At 45.7% G+C, this 19,300-nt stretch carries 17 protein-coding genes and 1 tRNA gene; 10 read left to right on the top strand and 8 right to left on the bottom strand.

Translation table 11 applies throughout. From position 1 onward, the window contains the following. The first annotated feature begins 3 nt into the window (after positions 1 to 3). Entirely contained in the window at positions 4 to 495 is a 492-nt protein-coding gene (locus tag D791_RS20070) for a hypothetical protein (RefSeq protein ID WP_157682353.1), read from the top strand. Then, on the top strand, positions 377 to 4,069 hold the full coding sequence (locus D791_RS12925) for a pilus assembly protein (RefSeq protein ID WP_157682355.1): 3,693 nt from the start codon (positions 377 to 379) through the stop codon (positions 4,067 to 4,069). Before D791_RS20070 ends, D791_RS12925 begins: the two co-directional genes overlap by 119 nt. A gap of 92 nt (positions 4,070 to 4,161) precedes the next feature. Here the strand turns inward: D791_RS12925 and dksA are convergent, their stop codons facing one another. The 5 genes from dksA to D791_RS12950 all read right to left on the bottom strand — a co-directional run bounded on the left by dksA (position 4,162) and on the right by D791_RS12950 (position 9,004). Then, entirely contained in the window at positions 4,162 to 4,569 is a 408-nt protein-coding gene (gene dksA, locus D791_RS12930; RefSeq protein ID WP_036512339.1) for an RNA polymerase-binding protein DksA, read from the bottom strand. 4 nt (positions 4,570 to 4,573) lie between these two features. After that, positions 4,574 to 5,776, bottom strand: coding sequence for a zinc metallochaperone GTPase ZigA (zigA, locus tag D791_RS12935; RefSeq protein ID WP_036512348.1), 1,203 nt, complete (start codon positions 5,774 to 5,776; stop codon positions 4,574 to 4,576). A gap of 9 nt (positions 5,777 to 5,785) precedes the next feature. Further along, positions 5,786 to 7,792: a threonine--tRNA ligase gene (thrS, locus tag D791_RS12940; RefSeq protein WP_036512350.1), complete on the bottom strand. Its 2,007-nt coding sequence runs from the start codon at positions 7,790 to 7,792 to the stop codon at positions 5,786 to 5,788. A gap of 133 nt (positions 7,793 to 7,925) precedes the next feature. Further along, positions 7,926 to 8,612: an RES family NAD+ phosphorylase gene (locus tag D791_RS12945; RefSeq protein WP_036512353.1), complete on the bottom strand. Its 687-nt coding sequence runs from the start codon at positions 8,610 to 8,612 to the stop codon at positions 7,926 to 7,928. Beyond that, the gene (locus tag D791_RS12950; protein WP_036512358.1) at positions 8,606 to 9,004 is read right to left on the bottom strand and encodes an antitoxin Xre-like helix-turn-helix domain-containing protein; all 399 of its coding nucleotides are present in this window, start codon (positions 9,002 to 9,004) and stop codon (positions 8,606 to 8,608) included. Before D791_RS12950 ends, D791_RS12945 begins: the two co-directional genes overlap by 7 nt. Positions 9,005 to 9,098: 94 nt before the next feature. Here D791_RS12950 and D791_RS19740 point away from each other — a divergent pair, with 94 nt between their 5' ends. The 4 genes from D791_RS19740 to D791_RS12965 all read left to right on the top strand — a co-directional run bounded on the left by D791_RS19740 (position 9,099) and on the right by D791_RS12965 (position 12,069). Next, positions 9,099 to 9,395: an HNH endonuclease gene (locus tag D791_RS19740; protein ID WP_081763865.1), complete on the top strand. Its 297-nt coding sequence runs from the start codon at positions 9,099 to 9,101 to the stop codon at positions 9,393 to 9,395. Further along, on the top strand, positions 9,392 to 10,168 hold the full coding sequence (locus tag D791_RS12955; protein WP_036512361.1) for a CLCA_X family protein: 777 nt from the start codon (positions 9,392 to 9,394) through the stop codon (positions 10,166 to 10,168). Before D791_RS19740 ends, D791_RS12955 begins: the two co-directional genes overlap by 4 nt. 195 nt (positions 10,169 to 10,363) lie before the next feature. Continuing rightward, the gene (locus D791_RS12960) at positions 10,364 to 11,548 is read left to right on the top strand and encodes an AAA family ATPase (RefSeq protein WP_036512364.1); all 1,185 of its coding nucleotides are present in this window, start codon (positions 10,364 to 10,366) and stop codon (positions 11,546 to 11,548) included. Positions 11,549 to 11,556: 8 nt separating this feature from the next. Next, entirely contained in the window at positions 11,557 to 12,069 is a 513-nt protein-coding gene (locus tag D791_RS12965) for a hypothetical protein (RefSeq protein WP_036512366.1), read from the top strand. A 222-nt stretch (positions 12,070 to 12,291) separates the two neighbouring features. On the opposite strand, the gene D791_RS12970 is transcribed toward D791_RS12965, so the two are convergent. Next, a tRNA-Val gene (locus D791_RS12970) sits at positions 12,292 to 12,368 on the bottom strand. Positions 12,369 to 12,428: 60 nt separating this feature from the next. Beyond that, on the bottom strand, positions 12,429 to 14,450 hold the full coding sequence (gene uvrB / locus D791_RS12975; RefSeq protein WP_036512368.1) for an excinuclease ABC subunit UvrB: 2,022 nt from the start codon (positions 14,448 to 14,450) through the stop codon (positions 12,429 to 12,431). An 89-nt stretch (positions 14,451 to 14,539) separates the two neighbouring features. On the opposite strand from uvrB, the gene D791_RS12980 reads away from it, so the two are divergent. The 4 genes from D791_RS12980 (at position 14,540) to D791_RS12990 (ending at position 18,676) form a co-directional block, all read left to right on the top strand. Then, positions 14,540 to 15,763: a pyridoxal phosphate-dependent aminotransferase gene (locus tag D791_RS12980; RefSeq protein ID WP_193365004.1), complete on the top strand. Its 1,224-nt coding sequence runs from the start codon at positions 14,540 to 14,542 to the stop codon at positions 15,761 to 15,763. A 112-nt stretch (positions 15,764 to 15,875) separates the two neighbouring features. Continuing rightward, positions 15,876 to 16,244 carry a plasmid pRiA4b ORF-3 family protein gene (locus tag D791_RS12985; protein WP_051514511.1) on the top strand — a complete coding sequence of 123 codons (369 nt, stop codon included), beginning with the start codon at positions 15,876 to 15,878 and terminating at the stop codon, positions 16,242 to 16,244. Then, entirely contained in the window at positions 16,241 to 17,422 is a 1,182-nt protein-coding gene (locus tag D791_RS19090) for a hypothetical protein (RefSeq protein ID WP_051514512.1), read from the top strand. Before D791_RS12985 ends, D791_RS19090 begins: the two co-directional genes overlap by 4 nt. Before the next feature lie 9 nt (positions 17,423 to 17,431). After that, positions 17,432 to 18,676, top strand: coding sequence for a glycosyltransferase (locus D791_RS12990; RefSeq protein ID WP_036512371.1), 1,245 nt, complete (start codon positions 17,432 to 17,434; stop codon positions 18,674 to 18,676). Here the strand turns inward: D791_RS12990 and D791_RS19095 are convergent. Further along, positions 18,637 to 19,287 (bottom strand): TetR/AcrR family transcriptional regulator, encoded by a 651-nt coding sequence (locus D791_RS19095; RefSeq protein ID WP_051514513.1) that lies wholly within the window; start codon positions 19,285 to 19,287, stop codon positions 18,637 to 18,639. The genes D791_RS12990 and D791_RS19095 overlap by 40 nt on opposite strands. Between the last annotated feature and the right edge of the window lie 13 nt (positions 19,288 to 19,300).

Below are 19,300 nucleotides of genomic sequence, written 5' to 3' on the forward strand. Positions count from 1 at the left end.
AAAATGGATACTCGACAAATGCTTCGTCAGTTTTCTCGAAAAGGACTCGCTATTCAGAATAGAGTCTCTTTGTTGTTTACCAGTACCTTATTCTTTGCATATGCGGGTTCGGTATTTGCAACGCCCCTTGAACTTCCGACTAAGCCTTTAACGGTAGTGTCAAACTTGCCATCGAATTTAGTACTCACCCCCTCAGTGGAATGGCCGACCATTTTGAGTGTTGCCAATTTGGGTGGGTTTTCTCTTAATCAGCGTTACTCAGGTTATTTTGATTCAGATAAATGTTATGGCTATCAAACCTCTGCCAATAAATCGGAAGAGCACTTTTTTCCACTCATGTTTACGACAGGGTATTCATGTGAAGGGGCTATGTGGAGTGGTAACTATCTTAACTGGGCTGCAACGCAGACGATTGATCTTCCGAAAAGCGCTGACGGGGGGGCTGAGAGTAAAAGATACTCCGACAGTTACTTGGCTAGAGAAAGCTCGTTATGATCGCAATAATCAGTATTTCGGCAATCGTAGTTTGCAAAACAATGTGAATCAAGTGACACCTTTCTCGAATGCGTTGGTATCAGAAGTGGCGCATGGATTAGGGAATCGTATGCGCGTTGTAAGATCAGAGTCCGTGGATTTTGAAATTCCAACGGCCTTGATTGGCACCAATGTCCCTGTCAATCGGCTGGGAGATGGTTTTTGGCAAACGGATAATCCCAATGGGCTGGTAGAGATTAATAAAGCCTCTGCGTTTGGAGTCGCCGGGGGAGATGACTTAGTCATCGAGTTAGAGCGGAATACAAATGATGCGTCCAATCTATATCGAGATCTTTCTGCTCGAAGTGGAGAAACTTACCAGTTGAAGTTCTCATATGCGCCACGTTCAGGTCATGTGAACTCTTCAAACATAAACGTTTACTGGGATGGAGCATTGATTCGTAGCTTGTCAGGTAGCAATACGAGTTGGCAAGTGATTGAGTTAACGCTCAATGCAAATCGAACGGGTCAACATCGTTTGGAGTTTCGTGCTGCCAATAAAGACAGTGTGGGCGGTGTCTTAAATAATATTCACCTGTCGTCAGCACCCATCGATTTCTATGTGAGAGTGGCCGTATGCGTACAAGGTTTGCTTGAATCAAATTGTGTTCAATATAAAGAAGGCTGGAAACCTGAAGGCTTAATTCAGGAGTATGCATCAAGAATGCGTTATAGCGTGTTCGCTTTTTTAAACGATCATGACGCACTCCGTGATGGTGGTGTTATGCGAGCTAGACAGAAGTATGTTGGCCCTGTTCGCTTAAATCCAGTATCAGGACAAATGGAAGAGAACCCCAATCGGGAATGGGATCCCGTTACAGGGGTGCTTGTCACTAATCCAGATCCTAATGATGCAAGTGCCACCAATACCTACTATGCAATCAAAGACTCAAACTTTCATATAACTAATAGTGGTGTTATTAACTATTTGAATAAATTTGGACAGTTAACAGAAAAACAACACAAATCACATGACCCAGTCAGTGAGCTGTATTATCACGCGTTACGCTACATGAAGAATCAGCTACCTATCCTGGCGTATTCATCGGTTCCAGAAGGTCAACTGACGGACAAGCAGCGTTGGGAGTTAGCGGATGCTTTTCCCGTAATCACTGATTGGGACGATCCCTACCAGTATTGGTGCCAAGCAGGTGCTATTTTAGGTATTGGAGATGTGAATACGCACCGAGATAAAAACCTGCCCGGTAACACTCGGATGGAGGGTGAGCCCTCTTCGGTTCCTCAGCGAGTTGCCTCAGATACGAGCTATGGAGACAAAGGCGTTGTGAGTTGGACGGATAAGGTGGCGAAGCTGGAGGGTATCACCATTAATACCCCCTTCACTGGACGCGAGAACTCAGCCTATATGGTGGGCATGGCCTATCATGCAAGAACGTCTGATCTAAGGCCGAATCTTCAAGGTAAGCAAACCCTATCAACGCATTGGGTCGATGTGCGAGAAGGTCAAGCTTTAGCGGGCAAAAACAGCAATCAGTACTGGTTGGCCGCTAAATATGGTGGATTGCAGATTCCAGATGATTTTGATCCGGAGACCTTCACTGGCCCAATTCCTGATCATTGGTGGCATGATTCCGGTGATGTACTCACCCAAACAGGCGACAAACGTCCACGGAATTTTTATGTTGCCAGTGAAGCCGATAAAATGGTGCAAAGCTTAGAAGATGCATTCAAAAATATCAGTTCTGAACGCTTTGCCTCTGGTGGAGGTGTGGTTGCCACCAGCAGCGAGCTCAACAGCAATACGTTAACCTTTACGACTGAATATAATTCTAATCATTGGAGTGGCGATCTAGTTGCCTATAAACCACTTGTCGCTGGCGGCAACGAACGTGTTTGGAGAGCCAATGAGCAACTGCCAACTTGGGAAGCAATTGGTGGGCGCAAGATCTATACTCACTCCGGTACTTATGGTGTAAATCATAAGCCTACACTAGTGCCGTTTGTGTTTGAGTTTTTAACTGCTGAACAAAAATCGGCACTTGGGGATGAAACACTTGTTAACTATTTGCGGGGCGATCGTAGTTTAGAGCAATCGCAACCTAATGGCGTATATCGGACTCGGCAGTCTGTATTGGGTACATTTATTAATTCCCTTCCGATTTATATAGGCAGCCCAGAAAATGTGGCACGATACGAAGGGTATACATTTAAAGGCGCAAATAGCTATTTAACTTGGGCAAGATCTCAAAAGTCGCGTGCTGCAAGAGTCTATGCTGGCAGTAACTCGGGTATGCTGCATAGTTTTGATGCAAACACGGGTGTTGAGACCTTTGCATTTGTGCCGAATGCAGTGATTAAAGGTCAAATGGTTGAGTTGGCAAATCCAGACTATGAGCATGCCTATCTAGTCGATGGGGAGTTGGCGGCTGCGGATGTCTTTATTAATAATCAATGGCGAAGTGTGCTTGTGGGTAGTCTAGGCTTGGGAGGCAAGGGGATTTTTGCTTTAGATGTTACGAACCCTAATAATATTAGCCTGCTGTGGGAAATTAGTGCTGACAGTGCTCCAGAACTTGGAGTGATATTAGGAAAACCTGTTATTGCTCAAGTGGCGGATGGAGATTGGCGTGTTATTTTCGGTAATGGATTAAACAGTCAGTCTGGCAAGGCTCAATTATTACTCGTTAGTATTGATACTGGAAAAATGGAATGGATAGATACTGGAGTGGGTGGAGGCAATGGGTTATCGGCAGCTTCGGTGTGGGATTCATCTAAGCAAGGCTTTATAGATTTAGTCTTTGCTGGTGATCAAAAGGGAAATTTATGGAAATTCTCAAGTCTATTGAGCCCGAATCCAGTGGTCACCAAGCTATTCGAGACAGGTGGGCAACCCATATCGAGTGCACCTTTGTTGGGTCAGAATCCGTATACTAGTGATCTGCAACGCTGGATCTTCTTTGGTACAGGACGCTATTTAGTCGCTGAAGATGTTACGGATAAGTCTTTACAAACTTGGTATGGACTAAAGGATTCTAATACGTTGATTAAAAAAGATCAGTTGGTTGAGCGACAAATTCTTGCTGAAGTCGTTGCCGCTGGTCGCGATCTGCGTGTGATAAGCGAGGGAACTACAAACGAAATGGCAGGTAAATCTGGTTGGTTTATTCCTTTGATTTCCCCAACGTTTGGTCAGGAAGGGGAACGCATGGTACTGAGTAATGTTTTTAGAGGTCGGGTGCTCCTGGGAACAACTCGAATACCTGATTTTAGTGATCGGTGTATGCCGGGTGGTCGCGGCTATCAGATGGTGATAGATCCATTTACTGGTGGAAGACTGAGTTACAGCTTCTTTGATGTGAATTCCGATGGAGTGTTTAATGAGTCCGATTATGTGACCTTTGATGATAAAAAAGTGCCTGTGTCTGGGCTGGGCACTTCCAGTCCAACTGGAAATCCAGTGTTTATTGAAGACAAAATGATTACCTGTGATGAAGAAGGCAACTGTGATTCATCCGAGACTCAATTGCAGCCGGATATTATATTCCGGACTTCATGGCGTGAAGTGTTATTTTAAAGATCTTATTGTGGGTGCGTTGCACCCCGTTGGCGGAGGTGATTCAGGTTGACTCAGTATTGCTAGGCCAAGGAATAAACCTTGGCCTTAGCTTACTTCGAGTAATTCCTATCTTTCATTTCTGCGAGTGTTTTTATTTCAATACAAAGCTCGGCAGTGGGCCGAGTCAAGAGTCTGGGGATGCCAATGGGCTCTCCAGACTCCAAGCAGTAGCCATACGTTTTATCGTTAATTCGTTTCAGAGCAGCATCAATTTTGGGGATTAACTTTCGATCTCTATCAAGTGTCCTGAGCCGAATGCTGGACTCTTCCTCATAAGCTGCACGGTCTCCCTCATCATTCATTTCAGGTGGATGTGAGAGCTCATTTTTGCTTGCTTCAATGTCTTCTAGAGTCTGAAATTTTATTTCTTCCAGTAATGCTTTAAAAAAATTCAGCTGCTCATCATTCATATACGCTGATTCAGAGGCCTGGAGTAGCTGCTCTTTTGTTATTGTCATGATCCTACTCCCAAGCCGGAAAAGGATCGTCGAGTAAAGCCCATTCCGACTTACCTGCTAATAATTGCTCGTCGGTGATCAGACAGTTATCGAGTGCATCAATCATGGCTTTTTGATTTAGGTTCTGGCCAATAAACACCAACTCTTGTCGCATATCACCGAAGGGCTCTACCCATATGTCTTCAATAGACTTTAAGTATTCAGGATCATCAGGCCAGCGGTTTTTGGGTACGGCTTTCCAGAAAAGTCCAGCCATACTGTGATGACCTATCCCACCTGCTTGGCTCCATTGACCTGCAAACTCGGGTCGAGTGGCTAGCCAGAAAAACCCCTTAGAGCGAATAAGTTTGCCTTCGGTCACTCGGGTATTTAAAAATTGATAAAATTTGGCGGGATCGAAAGGGCGGCGTGCCCGATACACAAAACTGGAAATACCGTATTCCTCCGTTTCAGGAATGTGTTCGCCGCGTATTTCTTTCAGCCAACCAGGTGCTTGTTGTGCTCGCTCAAAACTAAAGCGTCCCGTATTCAGTAGTTTATCTAGGGGAGCGGCACCCTTTTGTATCGGAATAATGTCAGCATCCGTATTTAAGCTTCGAAGCACACCGGTTAGACGCTTGATATCCTCATCACTGACTAGATCTGTTTTGCTGATTAAAATAACATCGCTGAATTCCACCTGTTCCACTAGCAGGTCCGTGACACTCCGTTCATCCTCCTCACCAAGGTTTTCATCCGTGTCCTGAAGTGAATAGGCGGCATCATAATCCTGTAAAAAATTAACGCCATCAACAAGAGTCACCATGGTGTCGAGTTTAGCAATGTCTGAAAGACTTATGCCGTCTTCATCTGCAAAGGTAAAGGTTTCTGCAACTGGTAGGGGCTCAGAGATCCCAGTAGATTCAATGACAAGACAGTCGAAACGACCTTCTTCTGCAAGTTTTCTGACTTCGATCAGCAGGTCTTCACGCAGGGTACAACAAATACAGCCGTTGCTCATTTCGACCAGTTTTTCTTCAGATCGATTTAACGAGACTTCTTGTTGAACCTGTGCCGCATCAATATTCACTTCACTCATATCATTGACGATCACCGCTACTTTGAGGCCGTCGCGGTTATTGAGTATGTGATTCAGGACGGTGGTTTTACCGGCGCCTAAGTAGCCTGATAAAACCGTTACGGGTAAGCGTTTTGCGAGCGTATTCATATGAAACCCCTAACAGGTTGAGGCGGTTAAGTGTGTGATAGCGGCGAGTCTTGCCGCTTGCTGACGTTCCTGTGTTTCTCTATCGGGTGCGGCGCATTCTGTGTTGAGACGCTTTACTACTTCTTCAACTGAGAAGGTGCCTAAATCTTCTCCATCGCGGTGTCTTAGAGTGACCTGAGCGTTTTCGGCCTCTCTTGCGCCCACAATTAATAAGTAGGGGATGCGTTGCAGTGTTTGTTCGCGAATTTTATAGCTGATTTTTTCATTTCGGATGTCTGCTATTGCACGAAGACCCGCCCCTGAAAGGATATCCGTCACTGCATTGGCGTAATCGGATTGAGCTTCTGTGATCGACATGACCACCGCTTGAACGGGAGCAAGCCACGCCGGTAATTTACCCGCATGATGTTCAATTAAAATACCAATGAAGCGTTCTAAAGATCCAAACAGGGCGCGATGCAGCATGACTGGGCGCTGGCGTTCACCTTGCTCATCAACATACTCCAGACCGAATCTTTCCGGCAGGTTCATGTCGACTTGAAGTGTTCCGCATTGCCAGTCGCGTCCAATGGCATCGCGTAAAACAAATTCAAGTTTAGGGCCGTAAAAAGCACCCTCACCAGGGTTGAAAGTGTAAGACAAGCTCATTGACTCTAGAGAGGTGACAAGTGCTTCCTCTAAACGGTCCCATACTGCATCACTGCCCATTCGGTTCTCGGGGCGGGTAGAGAGCTTTAGATGTATATTGTCAAATCCAAATTCTTTGTAGATGTCTAAGACTAATTCAACAACACGACGGCACTCTTCATTCATTTGTTCAGGCGTGCAGTAGATATGAGCATCGTCTTGAGTGAAGTGCCTGACGCGCAATAAGCCATGAAGCGATCCTGATGGTTCATAGCGGTGAACCTTGCCAAACTCACCCATGCGTATGGGTAAATCACGGTAGCTTTTTAGACCGTGTTTATACAAAAGGACGCTGCCAGGGCAGTTCATGGGTTTGAGTGCTAAATGCCGTTCATCCTCGGTTTGCGTAGTAAACATATGATCACGATAGTTCTGCCAATGACCCGAGGTTTCCCAGAGGCTTCTATCCATAAGATCGGGAGTATTGACTTCAACATAGCCACTGTTTTTTTGTCGACGACGCATATAATTGATGAGAATCTGAAGCAGAGTCCAGCCGTGTGGGTGCCAAAAAACGGAGCCAGGTGCCTCCTCTTGAAAATGGAACAATCCCAGTTGGCGTCCTAAACGGCGATGATCGCGTTTCTCTGCTTCCTCAATCCGCTTTATATAGGCGTTTAATGCTTCTTTATCGGCCCATGCAGTGCCATAAATACGCTGTAATTGTTCGTTGCTGGCATCGCCTCGCCAATAGGCCCCCGAGAGTTTAGTCAGCTGAAAGTGTTTTAGAAAACGCGTGTTGGGAACATGAGGGCCGCGGCACATATCCACGTATTCTTGATGAAAGTAGAGGCCCAGTGATGTCTCATCGGGCATATCGTCGATTAAACGTAATTTATAGCGCTCATTACGTTCACTAAAAAGACGGATGACGTCATCTCGTGGCGTCATTTTCTTGATAACTTGATAGTCCTGCGCGATGAGTTTTCTCATCCGCTCCTCAATCGCTTGCAAGTCATTTGGCGTAAAAGGACGGTCGTATGCAATATCGTAATAAAAACCATCTTCGATCACAGGTCCTATGACCATTTCGGCATCAGGATAGAGTTGTTTGACGGCGTGCCCTACCAAATGGGCGCATGAGTGCCGAATGATCTCTAGTGCGTTTGGGTCTTTGGCGGTAATAATTTGGACGCTGGCATCGCTTGTAATCGGGTCAGATAGGTCCGCTAACCGATCGTTTACACGACCCGCGATGGCGCTTTTTGCCAGACCGGGTCCAATTCTTTGTGCGATTTCTAGCAGTGTAGTGGGTGAGGGTAAGTGGATCTCATCCTTGTTTGGCAAGGTGATAGTAAGAACATCGGTCGTTTGGTTTAGATCATTCATGGTTAACTCAGAAGGCCAAAAGCAGATTTGTTTGTTATACTATAACATAATATTTGATGTGTGGTGGTAGGTGGCTTTTATGGAATGTCTATAAATCTGGCGATTTTTGACTTCGAAGCGGAAAACTCAGGTGCTATGAACTCATAGTGTACTTGAGCTCACGAACCTTTGAGATACTCTCACCATCAAAGACGAACTCAAAGTGCCGCGTTTGAACGGCGGACTCTACAAATGAAGGAGACATGAGTCCCCAGCAAATAGACGCTTCATTTCTGACAGAGCGGTATTGAAGTCCAGCCTCTCCTGACTTTTTAACCTGCGCACCAAAAATTCGGGACGTCGTGTAATCATCGGGTGCGTGGATTGTATCAATCGATGTTGCATCAATAAGCTCGGCCGAAAACGTAAATTTGAGGCATCGCATATCAACAGTGTCGTAATGGAGACCTTCAACATTGCGAAAATACTTTTCTTGGTGATATCGAGTCTCTGCGATGGCTGTGGCGGTGGTATCGGCAAGATAAAGTATGCCGAATGAGCCATCGCTGAAACGAGAACCGTCAGGATTAACATGGGTAAATGGGGCTGTTGCATAATTTACCCCTGTAATACCAAAAGGTATCTCCTCTGTAGGAATAAGCGTTAGGTCGCCAAGCGCGTTAAGAATTCTAGGGTTGGTTAATGCTTGCAAGGCATAGGCCGTCTCAAAGTCCTCCGCGCTTATTACGTCATCGAACAACGTAATGGGAGGGAACTTTGAGTTAACCATTCGATAGGCTTCTTGTTTTGAAAAAGAAATGCGCGGTTGCTTGTCTACCATTGCCCGCTTCTCATGCTATCGATTCGTTTAAACACCTCATACAATGCGCCAAAATTGCCTGTGCTTATAATTGATAGCGGTGTTCTGCCATTGAAGTATGGATTATGATTAACCATACCCATATAGCCATACACGTTATCAGGATTGGAGAACACCATTCTGAGTGCCTGATGAATGTTGGCAAGATAACTAAGGCGCTCAAGCTGATCACTGCTTAAAAAGACGGTACTGGCATCTTTTTGATAGCGATGAAACGAACTTTTTGGAATGCCCAAGATGGCCTGCTTTTGAGCAGCAGAACATCCCCATTTATCAAGGATATTGTTGCCCATTTTAAACGCTGCGCCATGGTTGATACTTGGAGCATGTTGGGCTTCTGCTACCGTTGTCATTGCTTTGATCCCATATTGAATTGTATTGTTATATTAGTCTCATATGGGTCTTTTATCAAGTTGAGTGCTCTACTGCAGCCTAAAGGAGATCAAGGTGCGAAAGAAACCTGAAAATACTCACTGCGAGTTGTGCCAGAGAGATGCGCCACTGACATTTCATCATTTGATACCCCGCAAGGTTCATCGTCGAGCACGATTCCAAAAACATTACACTCTAGAGCAACTCCAACAGGGCGTTTGGTTGTGTTATCCCTGTCATCGAGCGGTGCATAGACGACATGATGAGATGGAGTTGGCCTTGCGGTTTAACTCGCTTGAGGCATTAAAGTCAGATCCTGACATGGCGTCTCATATAGTCTGGATCCGAAAACAAAAAGTACTGAGTTTATGAAATCCTACTATCGCCGAGGACCTGAACACCGTTACGGTGAAATCGTTGATTTTCTGAGTATTCGAAAGTTGTATGACTTTCGTTCTGTTGAAGTGGGCCGCTGGGTTACGCGAGCCGAAAATGAAGAAGCGGCAGCGCATTTTTATGATGCATTGGCTGACCTTATGACGATACTCAATGGTACGGAGGCGCTTATTTCTCTTCGAGGCACATTGGCATTTCAATATGGTATCGGCGGAAGACCCGGAGTTTCGGCGCATTACCATCTTTCTACACGGTGTTTTTCTCTGGCCAAAAATGCAGGTCCTGGGAGTATTGCACATGAATGGTTTCATGCCCTAGATCACTACTTGGCGGATAAATGTTTTAGTGATGTGCCAATAAAAATGTTTGCATCCAGAGCTTGGCTACACGATGCTACGCCCGTTCCACATCCACTAAATGATCGATTGTTCAAATGCTTTGAGACTATTTTCCTTGACGAGAAGGGGCGAGATTCAAGCCAGTTGTTTCAATCATCTAAACAAGTCGATAGCGCACAAGGTACTTTATATTGGAGTTTGCCTGAAGAAATGGCAGCTAGAGCATTTGAAGCCTTCGTGCAGGATCATTCGATTTGTAATCATTTTTTGGTGAAAGGGACGAAATCATCTGAGGAGGCTCAGTTAGGGCTCTATCCACAAGGAGACGAAAGAAGCCGAATAAACGCCGCATTTGAGGACTATTTTTTTCACTTGGGTCATGCGCTTAGAAAACGAAGCCGTGCGAAATAATGACTGGAGATAAGGGCGCTGGGCTAAACAGCTGATGTATCAGCGAATGTGATAGACCGCGGTTATTGTCAATAATTGCCTAGCTATTGATGGTGGAGTTAAGCGGCTTAATGCTGGCTTGGATAGCTGACTAAGGCTTGTTTAACTTAATTTAAAAGCGCAAAATAAACAAAAATTTGTTGAAATAGACCTTTTATGCTTAAAAAAATTACTATCAGTAACTTTTATAGCTTTGCAGAAACAACAGTAATCGATTTTGCGCTTGGTAAAAAGCCGACTCCGTCAGGGTATGATCTTCATCTTAATGGTGAGCGTTTTAATAAAGCAGTCGCTATTATTGGTGCCAACGGCTCGGGTAAAACACAGCTGTTAAAGCCGTTGGCATTCTTAAGCTGGTTTATTACTGACTCGTTTTTAGGCACTGCACCGGATGATGATATTCCCTACGCCTCGCATCGTTTGCTTGAAGATAAACCAACTTTATTGGTGCTTGAGTTTCGGTTAAATGACAAAGATTACCGCTATCAGCTTGAGCTCAATCAGGGTGAGGTACAATTTGAGGCCATATTTGAAAAAACTAGCAATCAGTTTAGCTATTTGATAAAAAGAGAAAAAAACGCAGACGGTTACAGTGTTAAACAAAAAGGCTTTGGTTTTGCCAAACCTCAAGCAGAAAAAATTCGTAGCAATGCCTCTATCATTAGTGCCGCGCATAATTTTGACGTCATTGAAGCCAAAGAATTTGTGGACTATTTTCAGCACATTGAAACCAATGTAGCCAGTTCCGGTCGCAGACATTTTCAGCATGGCGCCCTTATTCGTGCGGCTGAACGATTTGCTAAAACACCTGAGCTGATAGAACCAATGATAGAGGCGATGTGCCTGTTTGATCTGGGCTTAAGCCGTGTTGAAATTAAGCAATTGGTCAGCCGTGATGAAACGGGTAAAGAGGGTACTATTCATGTACCATTTGGCTTGCACCAAACATCGAGTGGCGAGAGTTTTGAACTGCCATTTTTTGAAGAATCCAGCGGTACACAATCAGCTTTTGTGTTATTGGAGCCTATTTTAAAGACGCTGCAACAGGGGGGCGTGGCGGTAATTGACGAGCTGGATAATGATTTACATCCGCATCTGGTTCCCATACTGCTAGACTGGTTCCGCTTGGAGCATACCAACCCCAAGCAAGCGCAGTTAATCTTTACTTGTCATACGCCTGAAGTGCTTAATCTATTGCAAAAGCATCAAATCTATCTGGTAGAAAAGGTTGGGCAATTCAGCGAAGCCTGGAGGGCGGATGAGATTATTGGCCTGCGTGCCGACGATAACCTATATGCCAAGTATATGGCAGGCGCATTGGGTGCAGTGCCGGATCTATAGGAGGAAGGATGCCAAGGAAGCAACGCCACGTAAGCCTGACAACACTACTGATTGTTGGTGAAGGCAGTGATGATAAAGCCTTTATTGATCATCTGAAGAATTTGTTTCAGCAAAGATATAGTGGCCGTAAAGTCACGGTAAAAGCCGGTGATGGTGGTTCGCCCGGCAATATCATTACCCATGCGAGTCGCGCTTATCAGGCTGAAGCGTACAATCAGCGCTACTTAGTGCTAGATGCCGATATTCCACCAACACCTGCCGAGCAAAAAAATGCCCAAGCAGCGGGTTACGGTATTATTTTGTGGCAACCACAGTGCTTAGAAGGGGCATTGCTGGATGTTTTGGGGGAGGGAGTGCAAGCGCATGAAAGTAGTCAAGCATTAAAGCAACGTCTACACCCACGTTTAGCTGCTCACCATACTCGGCCGGAAGCTTATGCTGTTTTATTTAGCCAGCCAGTGCTGGCAGCAACACAAAACTCATCTGTGGCTGAAGTTCGCGATTTGCTGCTAGGTGCTTAGCTTTACTTTATTGAGTATTAGATGATCAATAATGATCTTGTGAAGATTGATCATGGCGATTTGATTTTTAAAAAATTATTGGGCCGGAAGTCAATAGTGTTTGGGGTAGTAATCTGAGAAATAAGCGACCAGTGGGCGTTCGGTGTATTGGAAACTTTATGGAAACTCACAAACAAAAACAGCGAGCCGCTTGCGCTAACTCGCTGTTTTTGTTTGTAAATTTGGTAGGACTAACTGGACTCGAACCAGCGACCCCCACCATGTCAAGGTGGTGCTCTAACCAACTGAGCTATAGTCCTGTTTTGTGGTGCGTATTATAGAGAGCTTTGAGATCCTTGCAACTGTTTTTTTAACGATTTTTATAAAATATTTGTACTGTGCTTCAGTCGCTCCAGTTCATCACGGTATTTCGCTGCTTTTTCGAACTCCAGATTGCGTGCCGCTTCATACATCTGATCTTCTAAACGACTCAATGCCTTGGCAAGATCCTTCGGCGATAGGATCGCTTCATCCACGCGATACTCAGCATTTGTTTCAGCCGCTTTTTTAGCGCCCCTCGATGACTTACGAGAGCCAGGTGCTTGGGCGCCCTCCATAATGTCTGCAACAGATTTGAAAATACCTTTAGGCGTGATCCCTTGCTCAAGGTTGTGTTGAATCTGCTTATTCCGACGGCGCTCCGTTTCATCCATGGCACGCTGCATTGATCCTGTGATTCGATCCGCATATAAAATGGCGCGACCATTGATATTACGTGCCGCTCGGCCAATCGTCTGAATCATGGATGTTTCTGAGCGTAGAAAGCCTTCTTTATCGGCGTCTAAAATGGCCACGAGGGAAACCTCCGGCATATCAATACCTTCCCTAAGTAAGTTAATGCCAACCAGCACATCAAACTCACCAATCCGTAAATCACGAATAATCTCGACACGCTCAACCGTATCAATATCCGAATGAAGGTAGCGAACTTTGACACCGTGCTCTGATAGGTAGTCTGTTAGATCTTCGGCCATCCGCTTGGTCAACACAGTGACGATGACACGTTCTTTTTTTCGGACAATTGTATCAATTTCCCCCAGAAGATCATCAACCTGAGAAGAGGCAGGGCGAACTTCAACAAGCGGGTCGATTAATCCTGTTGGGCGTACGACCTGCTCAACGACCTGTTGCGCATTCGCGGCTTCGTACTTGCTTGGCGTGGCAGAGACAAAAATCATTTGAGGGGCAATCGTTTCCCACTCCTCAAACTTCATGGGGCGGTTGTCCAGCGCAGAGGGTAGGCGAAAACCATATTCAACCAGAGTTTCTTTGCGCGACCGATCACCCCGATACATCGCACCAATCTGCGGAACGGTCACATGAGACTCATCAATCACCAATAACGCATTGTCGGGGAGATAATCAAACAGGGTAGGTGGGGCCATACCATGATCGCGTCCAGATAAGTAACGGGAATAGTTTTCGATACCAGAGCAGTAGCCCAGCTCAAGAATCATCTCGATATCATAGATTGTGCGTTGCTCAAGACGTTGAGCTTCAACCAGTTTGTTGTTCTCTTTAAGAAACGCCAGGCGTTCTTGTAATTCTGCTTTTATATGTTGCGTTGCCTCCACTAGCGTGTCTCTGGGTGTTACATAATGCGTTTTTGGATAAATGGTTGCACGTGGGACTTTGCGAAGGATCTCACCCGTTAAAGGGTCGAAGTACGAAAGTTGTTCGATTTCTTCATCAAACAGCTCCACACGAATAGCTTCCATCTCGGATTCTGCAGGAAAAATATCGATGACATCGCCTCGCACACGATAATTACCTCGGTGCAGTTCAATATCGTTGCGTGTGTATTGTAGCTCTGCTAAGCGTCTCAATAACGTGCGTTGGTCAATTTGATCACCACGGTCTAAATGCAACATCATCGAGAGATAGGACTTAGGATCACCTAAGCCGTAAATAGCCGATACTGTCGCGACAATAATGGCATCTTCTCGCTCAAGTAAGGCCTTGGTGGCTGAAAGGCGCATTTGTTCAATATGATCATTTATGGATGCATCTTTTTCGATAAATGTGTCGGAGGAAGGAACATAAGCCTCGGGTTGATAGTAGTCGTAGTAAGAGACAAAGTACTCAACAGAGTTGTCAGGGAAAAACTCTTTAAACTCGCCATAAAGTTGAGCCGCCAGCGTTTTGTTATGCGCCATAATGATTGTAGGGCGCTGCACAGCTGCAATGACATTGGCAATCGTAAAGGTTTTGCCCGACCCGGTAACGCCAAGCAAAGTTTGCGCGGCTAAGCCGGATTCAATGCCGTCAACCAAGGCAGCAATGGCCATAGGCTGATCCCCCGCGGGTTTAAAGGCTGATTGAACTCTGAAACGTTGCTTCACAGACGACTCCTGTAAAAATTAAATGTAAATTCACCCTTATAGGGATTTAGACCGCGAGCGCAATACTGTATGATTTGCGCTGTTTTTTGATGGATATTTGTGCCCCAGAATATAACGAGGATTTCAGCTTGGACGTGCAGCTTTCCGACCGCGTAAACAGTATCAAACCTTCCCCGACTCTTGCCGTTACTAAACGTGCGGCTGAACTTAAAGCGTCTGGCAAAAACATCATTGGCTTAGGTGCGGGCGAGCCCGATTTCGACACCCCAGAGCATATTAAACAAGCTGCGATCAACGCGATCAATGGCGGCTTTACAAAATATACTGCGGTTGATGGGACGCCAAGCCTTAAAAAAGCGATTATAGCCAAATTTAATCGTGATAATGGCCTTAATTACGAACCAAATCAAATATTGGTTTCCAGTGGCGGGAAGCAAAGCTTCTTCAACTTGGCGCTAGCGTTATTGAATGCGGGCGATGAGGCAATTATCCCAGCACCTTACTGGGTATCTTATCCAGACATGGTCCTGATTGCGGATGCCAAGCCAGTGATTATTGAAACGACCCAAGCGGCGCGTTTCAAGATCACTCCGGAACAGTTGCAAAATGCCATCACTGATAAAACACGCTTAGTTGTGTTAAACAGTCCTTCAAATCCATCTGGTGTTGCATACACACTAGACGAATTAAAGGCCTTAGGTGAAGTGCTGAAGTGCTATCCAAATATTTTGGTCGCAACCGATGATATGTATGAGCACATTCTCTTTGGGGATGAGCCTTTCTGCAATATCTTAAATGCATGCCCTGAACTCTACGATCAAACCATCGTATTGAATGGTGTATCCAAAGCCTACTCTATGACGGGCTGGCGTATTGGTTATGCAGCAGGCCCTGCTTGGTTGATTGCTGCTATGACTAAGGTTCAGTCACAAAGCACATCAAACCCATGCTCTATTGCCCAGGTTGCCGCTGAAGCGGCATTGAATGGCGATCAAGGCTGTGTGGCTGAAATGGTAAAAGCCTTTAAAGCACGTCATGAGTTTGTCGTGAATGCTTTGAATGAAATCGAAGGGGTGGATTGTATCCCAGCGGACGGAACCTTCTATGCATTTCCAAGCTTTCACAAGGTGATCGACAGCCGCCCAGAGTTTGCTGACGATATCGCATTGGCTGAATACTTGCTGCTCGAAGCAGGCGTGGCACTGGTTCCAGGATCTGCATTCGGTGCTCCGGGGAATATGCGCTTATCCTTTGCGACCAGTATGGATATACTGGAAGATGCGATTTCACGTATCAAAAAAGCACTAAGCTAAGATGATTTAGCAGAGAAGGGGCGATCTAGCCCCTTTTTTATTGATGTTGCCAAAGCCTGCAATGAGTCTCTATACTCATCCCTTCATTTGTCACAATGCATGTTAGAGAAGTATGCCCTCAAAGAATAATGCCCCCATTCTGCTTCAAATTAAAGTTACCCTAAAACATGTGCAGCCTGAAATTTGGCGTCGATTACTGCTTCCCAGTGATCTGTCCCTATATCAATTGCATTGTATCTTGCAGGTCACCATGGGCTGGGAAGATATTGGTGAGCATTATTTCGAAGATGCGGCGGGAAATTGCTATGGTGATCCGAGCGCAGCGCTTGAAGAGCGTGATGAAACGCTATATACGTTAAGTGATGTTCTCCATACCAAGCAGCCTAGCTTAATGTATGGCTATGACGAGGAGGATGGCTGGGAGCATCTCATTCAACTTGAAAAAACCTTGCCATATTTCGCTGATGATGATCAGCCGTGATTTTGTGTTTGGCGGGTGAAAGGGCGTGTCCGCCAGAGTCTTCCAGAGGGGTTGAAGGGTATTTAGAGTTGCAGTCAGCTGTACAGCATTTAAGTGCTGAGGTTTTTAGCGATCGTTACCCTTGGTTTAATTATGATGACTTATATAACGATGGTTTTGATACTGAGCGTGTCAACCAGGATTTAGATTTAGTGACGCGCTTTGGGCCATTGATGACAGATCCCGAAATTCGCGCCGCAGCAGATGATGCTAAATCGGAGCTTGAAGCGTTATTGCAAGAGTTTGAATTTGAAACCGATGAAATGCGCTATGAAGTCATCGAGGACTTTTTTCGGTCCATGTTTGAGCAGCCGATTGAAGATGACTTGTTGGGATTGAGTCCCAACCAATTGCATGATTTGCTCTACACACCCTTTCAGGCTGAAGAGGTGATACGTTTTCATCCCGAGCATGCCACACCAGATCAAGTGCCTTTTTTGGCGATGTTTAAGGTTTTGGCAGATGAGATTCTTCAGGGCAATAATAAACTCACGCCCAAAGGAAATCTGCCCCTGACCGTCGTGCGTGCTATGCATGATGCACTCGATACCCAACGCTATTTTTATGGGTTTGATGTGTATCAGCCGCGATTGCGAAGTGAAGAAGACTCTTTGCCGGTTCACATTACTCGACTCTTGGCTCAGAATTCTGGTTTATGCCGTGTGCAAAAGGGGCGTCTTTTGTTGACGCGTAAATCAGAAGCGGCCTTAGAAAAACAACAATGGTCGAAGCTGTATCAGCCGATGATCGAGTGCTTGATTACGAAATTAAACTGGGGCTACCTAGACGGAAATCCCGAGCTGCAGTCCATACGATTGACTTCTCTCTTTTTGATGCGCTTTTTAAAGACCCGAAATGATTGGGTGACGACGGATCAATGCGTTGAGCGTCTCGTTGCAACTTTTCCAATGATGTTAGAGGAGGCGGATGATTCTAGCGGTTATGATCCTGAGTCTACGCTTTGGCATGCGTTTACGCATCGGATACAGATGCTGCTCGGTTTAACGGGCTTAATAGAGTATCAGCACGATTATGAGAGCGAGTCGCCACTTGAGCGTATTGTCTTGGTGAGTTTAAAAAGAACGTCGCTTTCAGATCGTTTTCTAGAGTGGGTTTCTCCTGTTAAGTCAAATGGTTAGGGTGTTTCTTTGAAGCTATTGGTAATCGGTTACGTCTGGCCTGAACCTAAGTCCTCTGCAGCGGGCAGTCGGATGATGCAGTTGTTGGAGGTGTTTCGAGGTCAGGGCTGGCAAGTGCATTTTGCAAGTCCGGCACAGATGACAGAGCACATGGCTGACTTGTCTCGTATCGAGATAGCCTGCCATAGCATAGAGCTGAACTCAGCATCCTTTGATCGGTTTATTCAACATCTGGCACCTGATATCGTTGTTTTTGATCGTTTTATGATGGAGGAGCAATTTGGCTGGCGTGTAGAGAAGTGTCTACCCAGTGCGCTCAGGGTCCTGAATACCGAAGATCTACACAGTTTGAGAGATGGGCGTCATCAAGCGGTCAAGGAGGGGCGAGAGTTTGAGTTGCGCGATATGCATACGCCGATGGCGTGGCGCGAAATCGCAGCTATCTTTCGCAGTGATCTGACATTGATGATATCAGACGTGGAAATGACACTCTTACAGAATCAGTTTCATGTCCCTGCGACACAGTTGCATTATATCCCTTTGATGGTTGAAGCTCAGTCATCATGCCACCTACCCAGCTTCGATGAGCGTCAGCATTTTATTACGATCGGGAACTTCCGTCATGCACCGAATTGGGATGCGGTGCTGCAGTTAAAGCAACATCTGTGGCCGAGTATACGTAAAAAACTGCCAAAGGCGGAGTTGCATATATACGGTGCGTATCCACCGCCCAAAGCGACCCAGTTACACAATCCTAAAGATGGCTTTTGTGTTAAGGGCTGGGTGGACGATGCTTTGCAGGTGATGTGCCAAGCACGTATATTATTGGCTCCCTTGCGTTTTGGTGCGGGGATTAAAGGTAAGCTGATTGATGCCATGACGGTACGCACTCCGAGTGTGACCACCCCAGTGGGGGCGGAGGGTATCAGTGACGATTGGCCCGGTGCTATTGCCTACGACGATCAGGATTTTATTGAAAAGGCCGTAGCCCTTTATCAGGATTCCGCTCGTTGGCACCAAGCACAAGAACGGGGTGATGCTCTGCTGGCATCGCGCTTTTTAGCCTCTCTGCATGCATCGGCTTTAATTGAAAAGTTGGTTATGCATCATTCACAGCTCAATGGTTTGCGAGGGCAGCATTTCATGAGTTCAATGCTGCGCCATCACAGTATGAAGAGCACACAGTACATGTCTCAATGGATTGAGGCTAAAAATCAGCTTTCGCTGAAAGTAGATTCGCCTTCCACTGAGTGAATGCGTAAAAATTGATTTACCACCCACTCGACGTGCTCTGGAACCGTTTCTACATGTCGTATACAGGGTTGCCCATACATGGCTCTGACAATATCAATACCAAATAGCATCCCGAGTAGCATTTCCGCACTTTTGTCGGGTTGTGGAATCTGCACCAAGCCTGCTGCGTGCGCATCTTTCATCCATTGTACGAGTTGCGTATGGGTGGATTCAGGCCCCATTGCATACAGTTGATTGACAGCGTCTGTTGGAAAACAGCCAGGATTTCCGAGCATTCTCATAAAATGCAGGCATTCATTACTAATCAAGAATGATAACAAATGTGTGCCAAACGTGATCAGAGCATCTTTGACATCCGACTGTTTTTGCGGACTTATATTAAGACCGATCATGAGCTGCGCTGTTTCTGTCTCGGTGATGGCTTTTAGAAGCTCTTCTTTATTAGCATAGCGTGCATAGACGGTTACTTTCGAAACGCCTGCTAGTTTAGCGACAGCTTCAATCGAGACAGCAGATGCCCCTTCACTAAATAAAAGTCTTCTGGCAGCACAAATAATGGCTAAATCTTTGCTCGGGTCGACAGGGCGGCCTGCGCGTTCATTCGTTGGCACTTTGCATTCCAAA

The organism is Nitrincola nitratireducens (assembly GCF_000585235.1).
In the GTDB taxonomy this organism is placed as follows: domain Bacteria; phylum Pseudomonadota; class Gammaproteobacteria; order Pseudomonadales; family Balneatricaceae; genus Nitrincola; species Nitrincola alkalisediminis.

Bases quoted from the DNA above. Each gene is read 5' to 3' on its own strand.
- dksA (WP_036512339.1), bottom strand. From the start codon at position 4,569: ATGACAATAACAAAAGAGCAGCTACTCCAGGCCTCTGAATCAGCGTAT.
- D791_RS12950 (WP_036512358.1), bottom strand. From the start codon at position 9,004: ATGACAACGGTAGCAGAAGCCCAACATGCTCCAAGTATCAACCATGGC.
- zigA (WP_036512348.1), bottom strand. From the start codon at position 5,776: ATGAATACGCTCGCAAAACGCTTACCCGTAACGGTTTTATCAGGCTAC.
- D791_RS12945 (WP_036512353.1), bottom strand. From the start codon at position 8,612: ATGGTAGACAAGCAACCGCGCATTTCTTTTTCAAAACAAGAAGCCTAT.
- D791_RS12955 (WP_036512361.1), top strand. From the start codon at position 9,392: ATGAAATCCTACTATCGCCGAGGACCTGAACACCGTTACGGTGAAATC.
- D791_RS12960 (WP_036512364.1), top strand. From the start codon at position 10,364: ATGCTTAAAAAAATTACTATCAGTAACTTTTATAGCTTTGCAGAAACA.
- D791_RS12980 (WP_193365004.1), top strand. From the start codon at position 14,540: ATGGATATTTGTGCCCCAGAATATAACGAGGATTTCAGCTTGGACGTG.
- D791_RS12985 (WP_051514511.1), top strand. From the start codon at position 15,876: ATGCCCTCAAAGAATAATGCCCCCATTCTGCTTCAAATTAAAGTTACC.
- D791_RS20070 (WP_157682353.1), top strand. From the start codon at position 4: ATGGATACTCGACAAATGCTTCGTCAGTTTTCTCGAAAAGGACTCGCT.
- thrS (WP_036512350.1), bottom strand. From the start codon at position 7,792: ATGAATGATCTAAACCAAACGACCGATGTTCTTACTATCACCTTGCCA.
- D791_RS12965 (WP_036512366.1), top strand. From the start codon at position 11,557: ATGCCAAGGAAGCAACGCCACGTAAGCCTGACAACACTACTGATTGTT.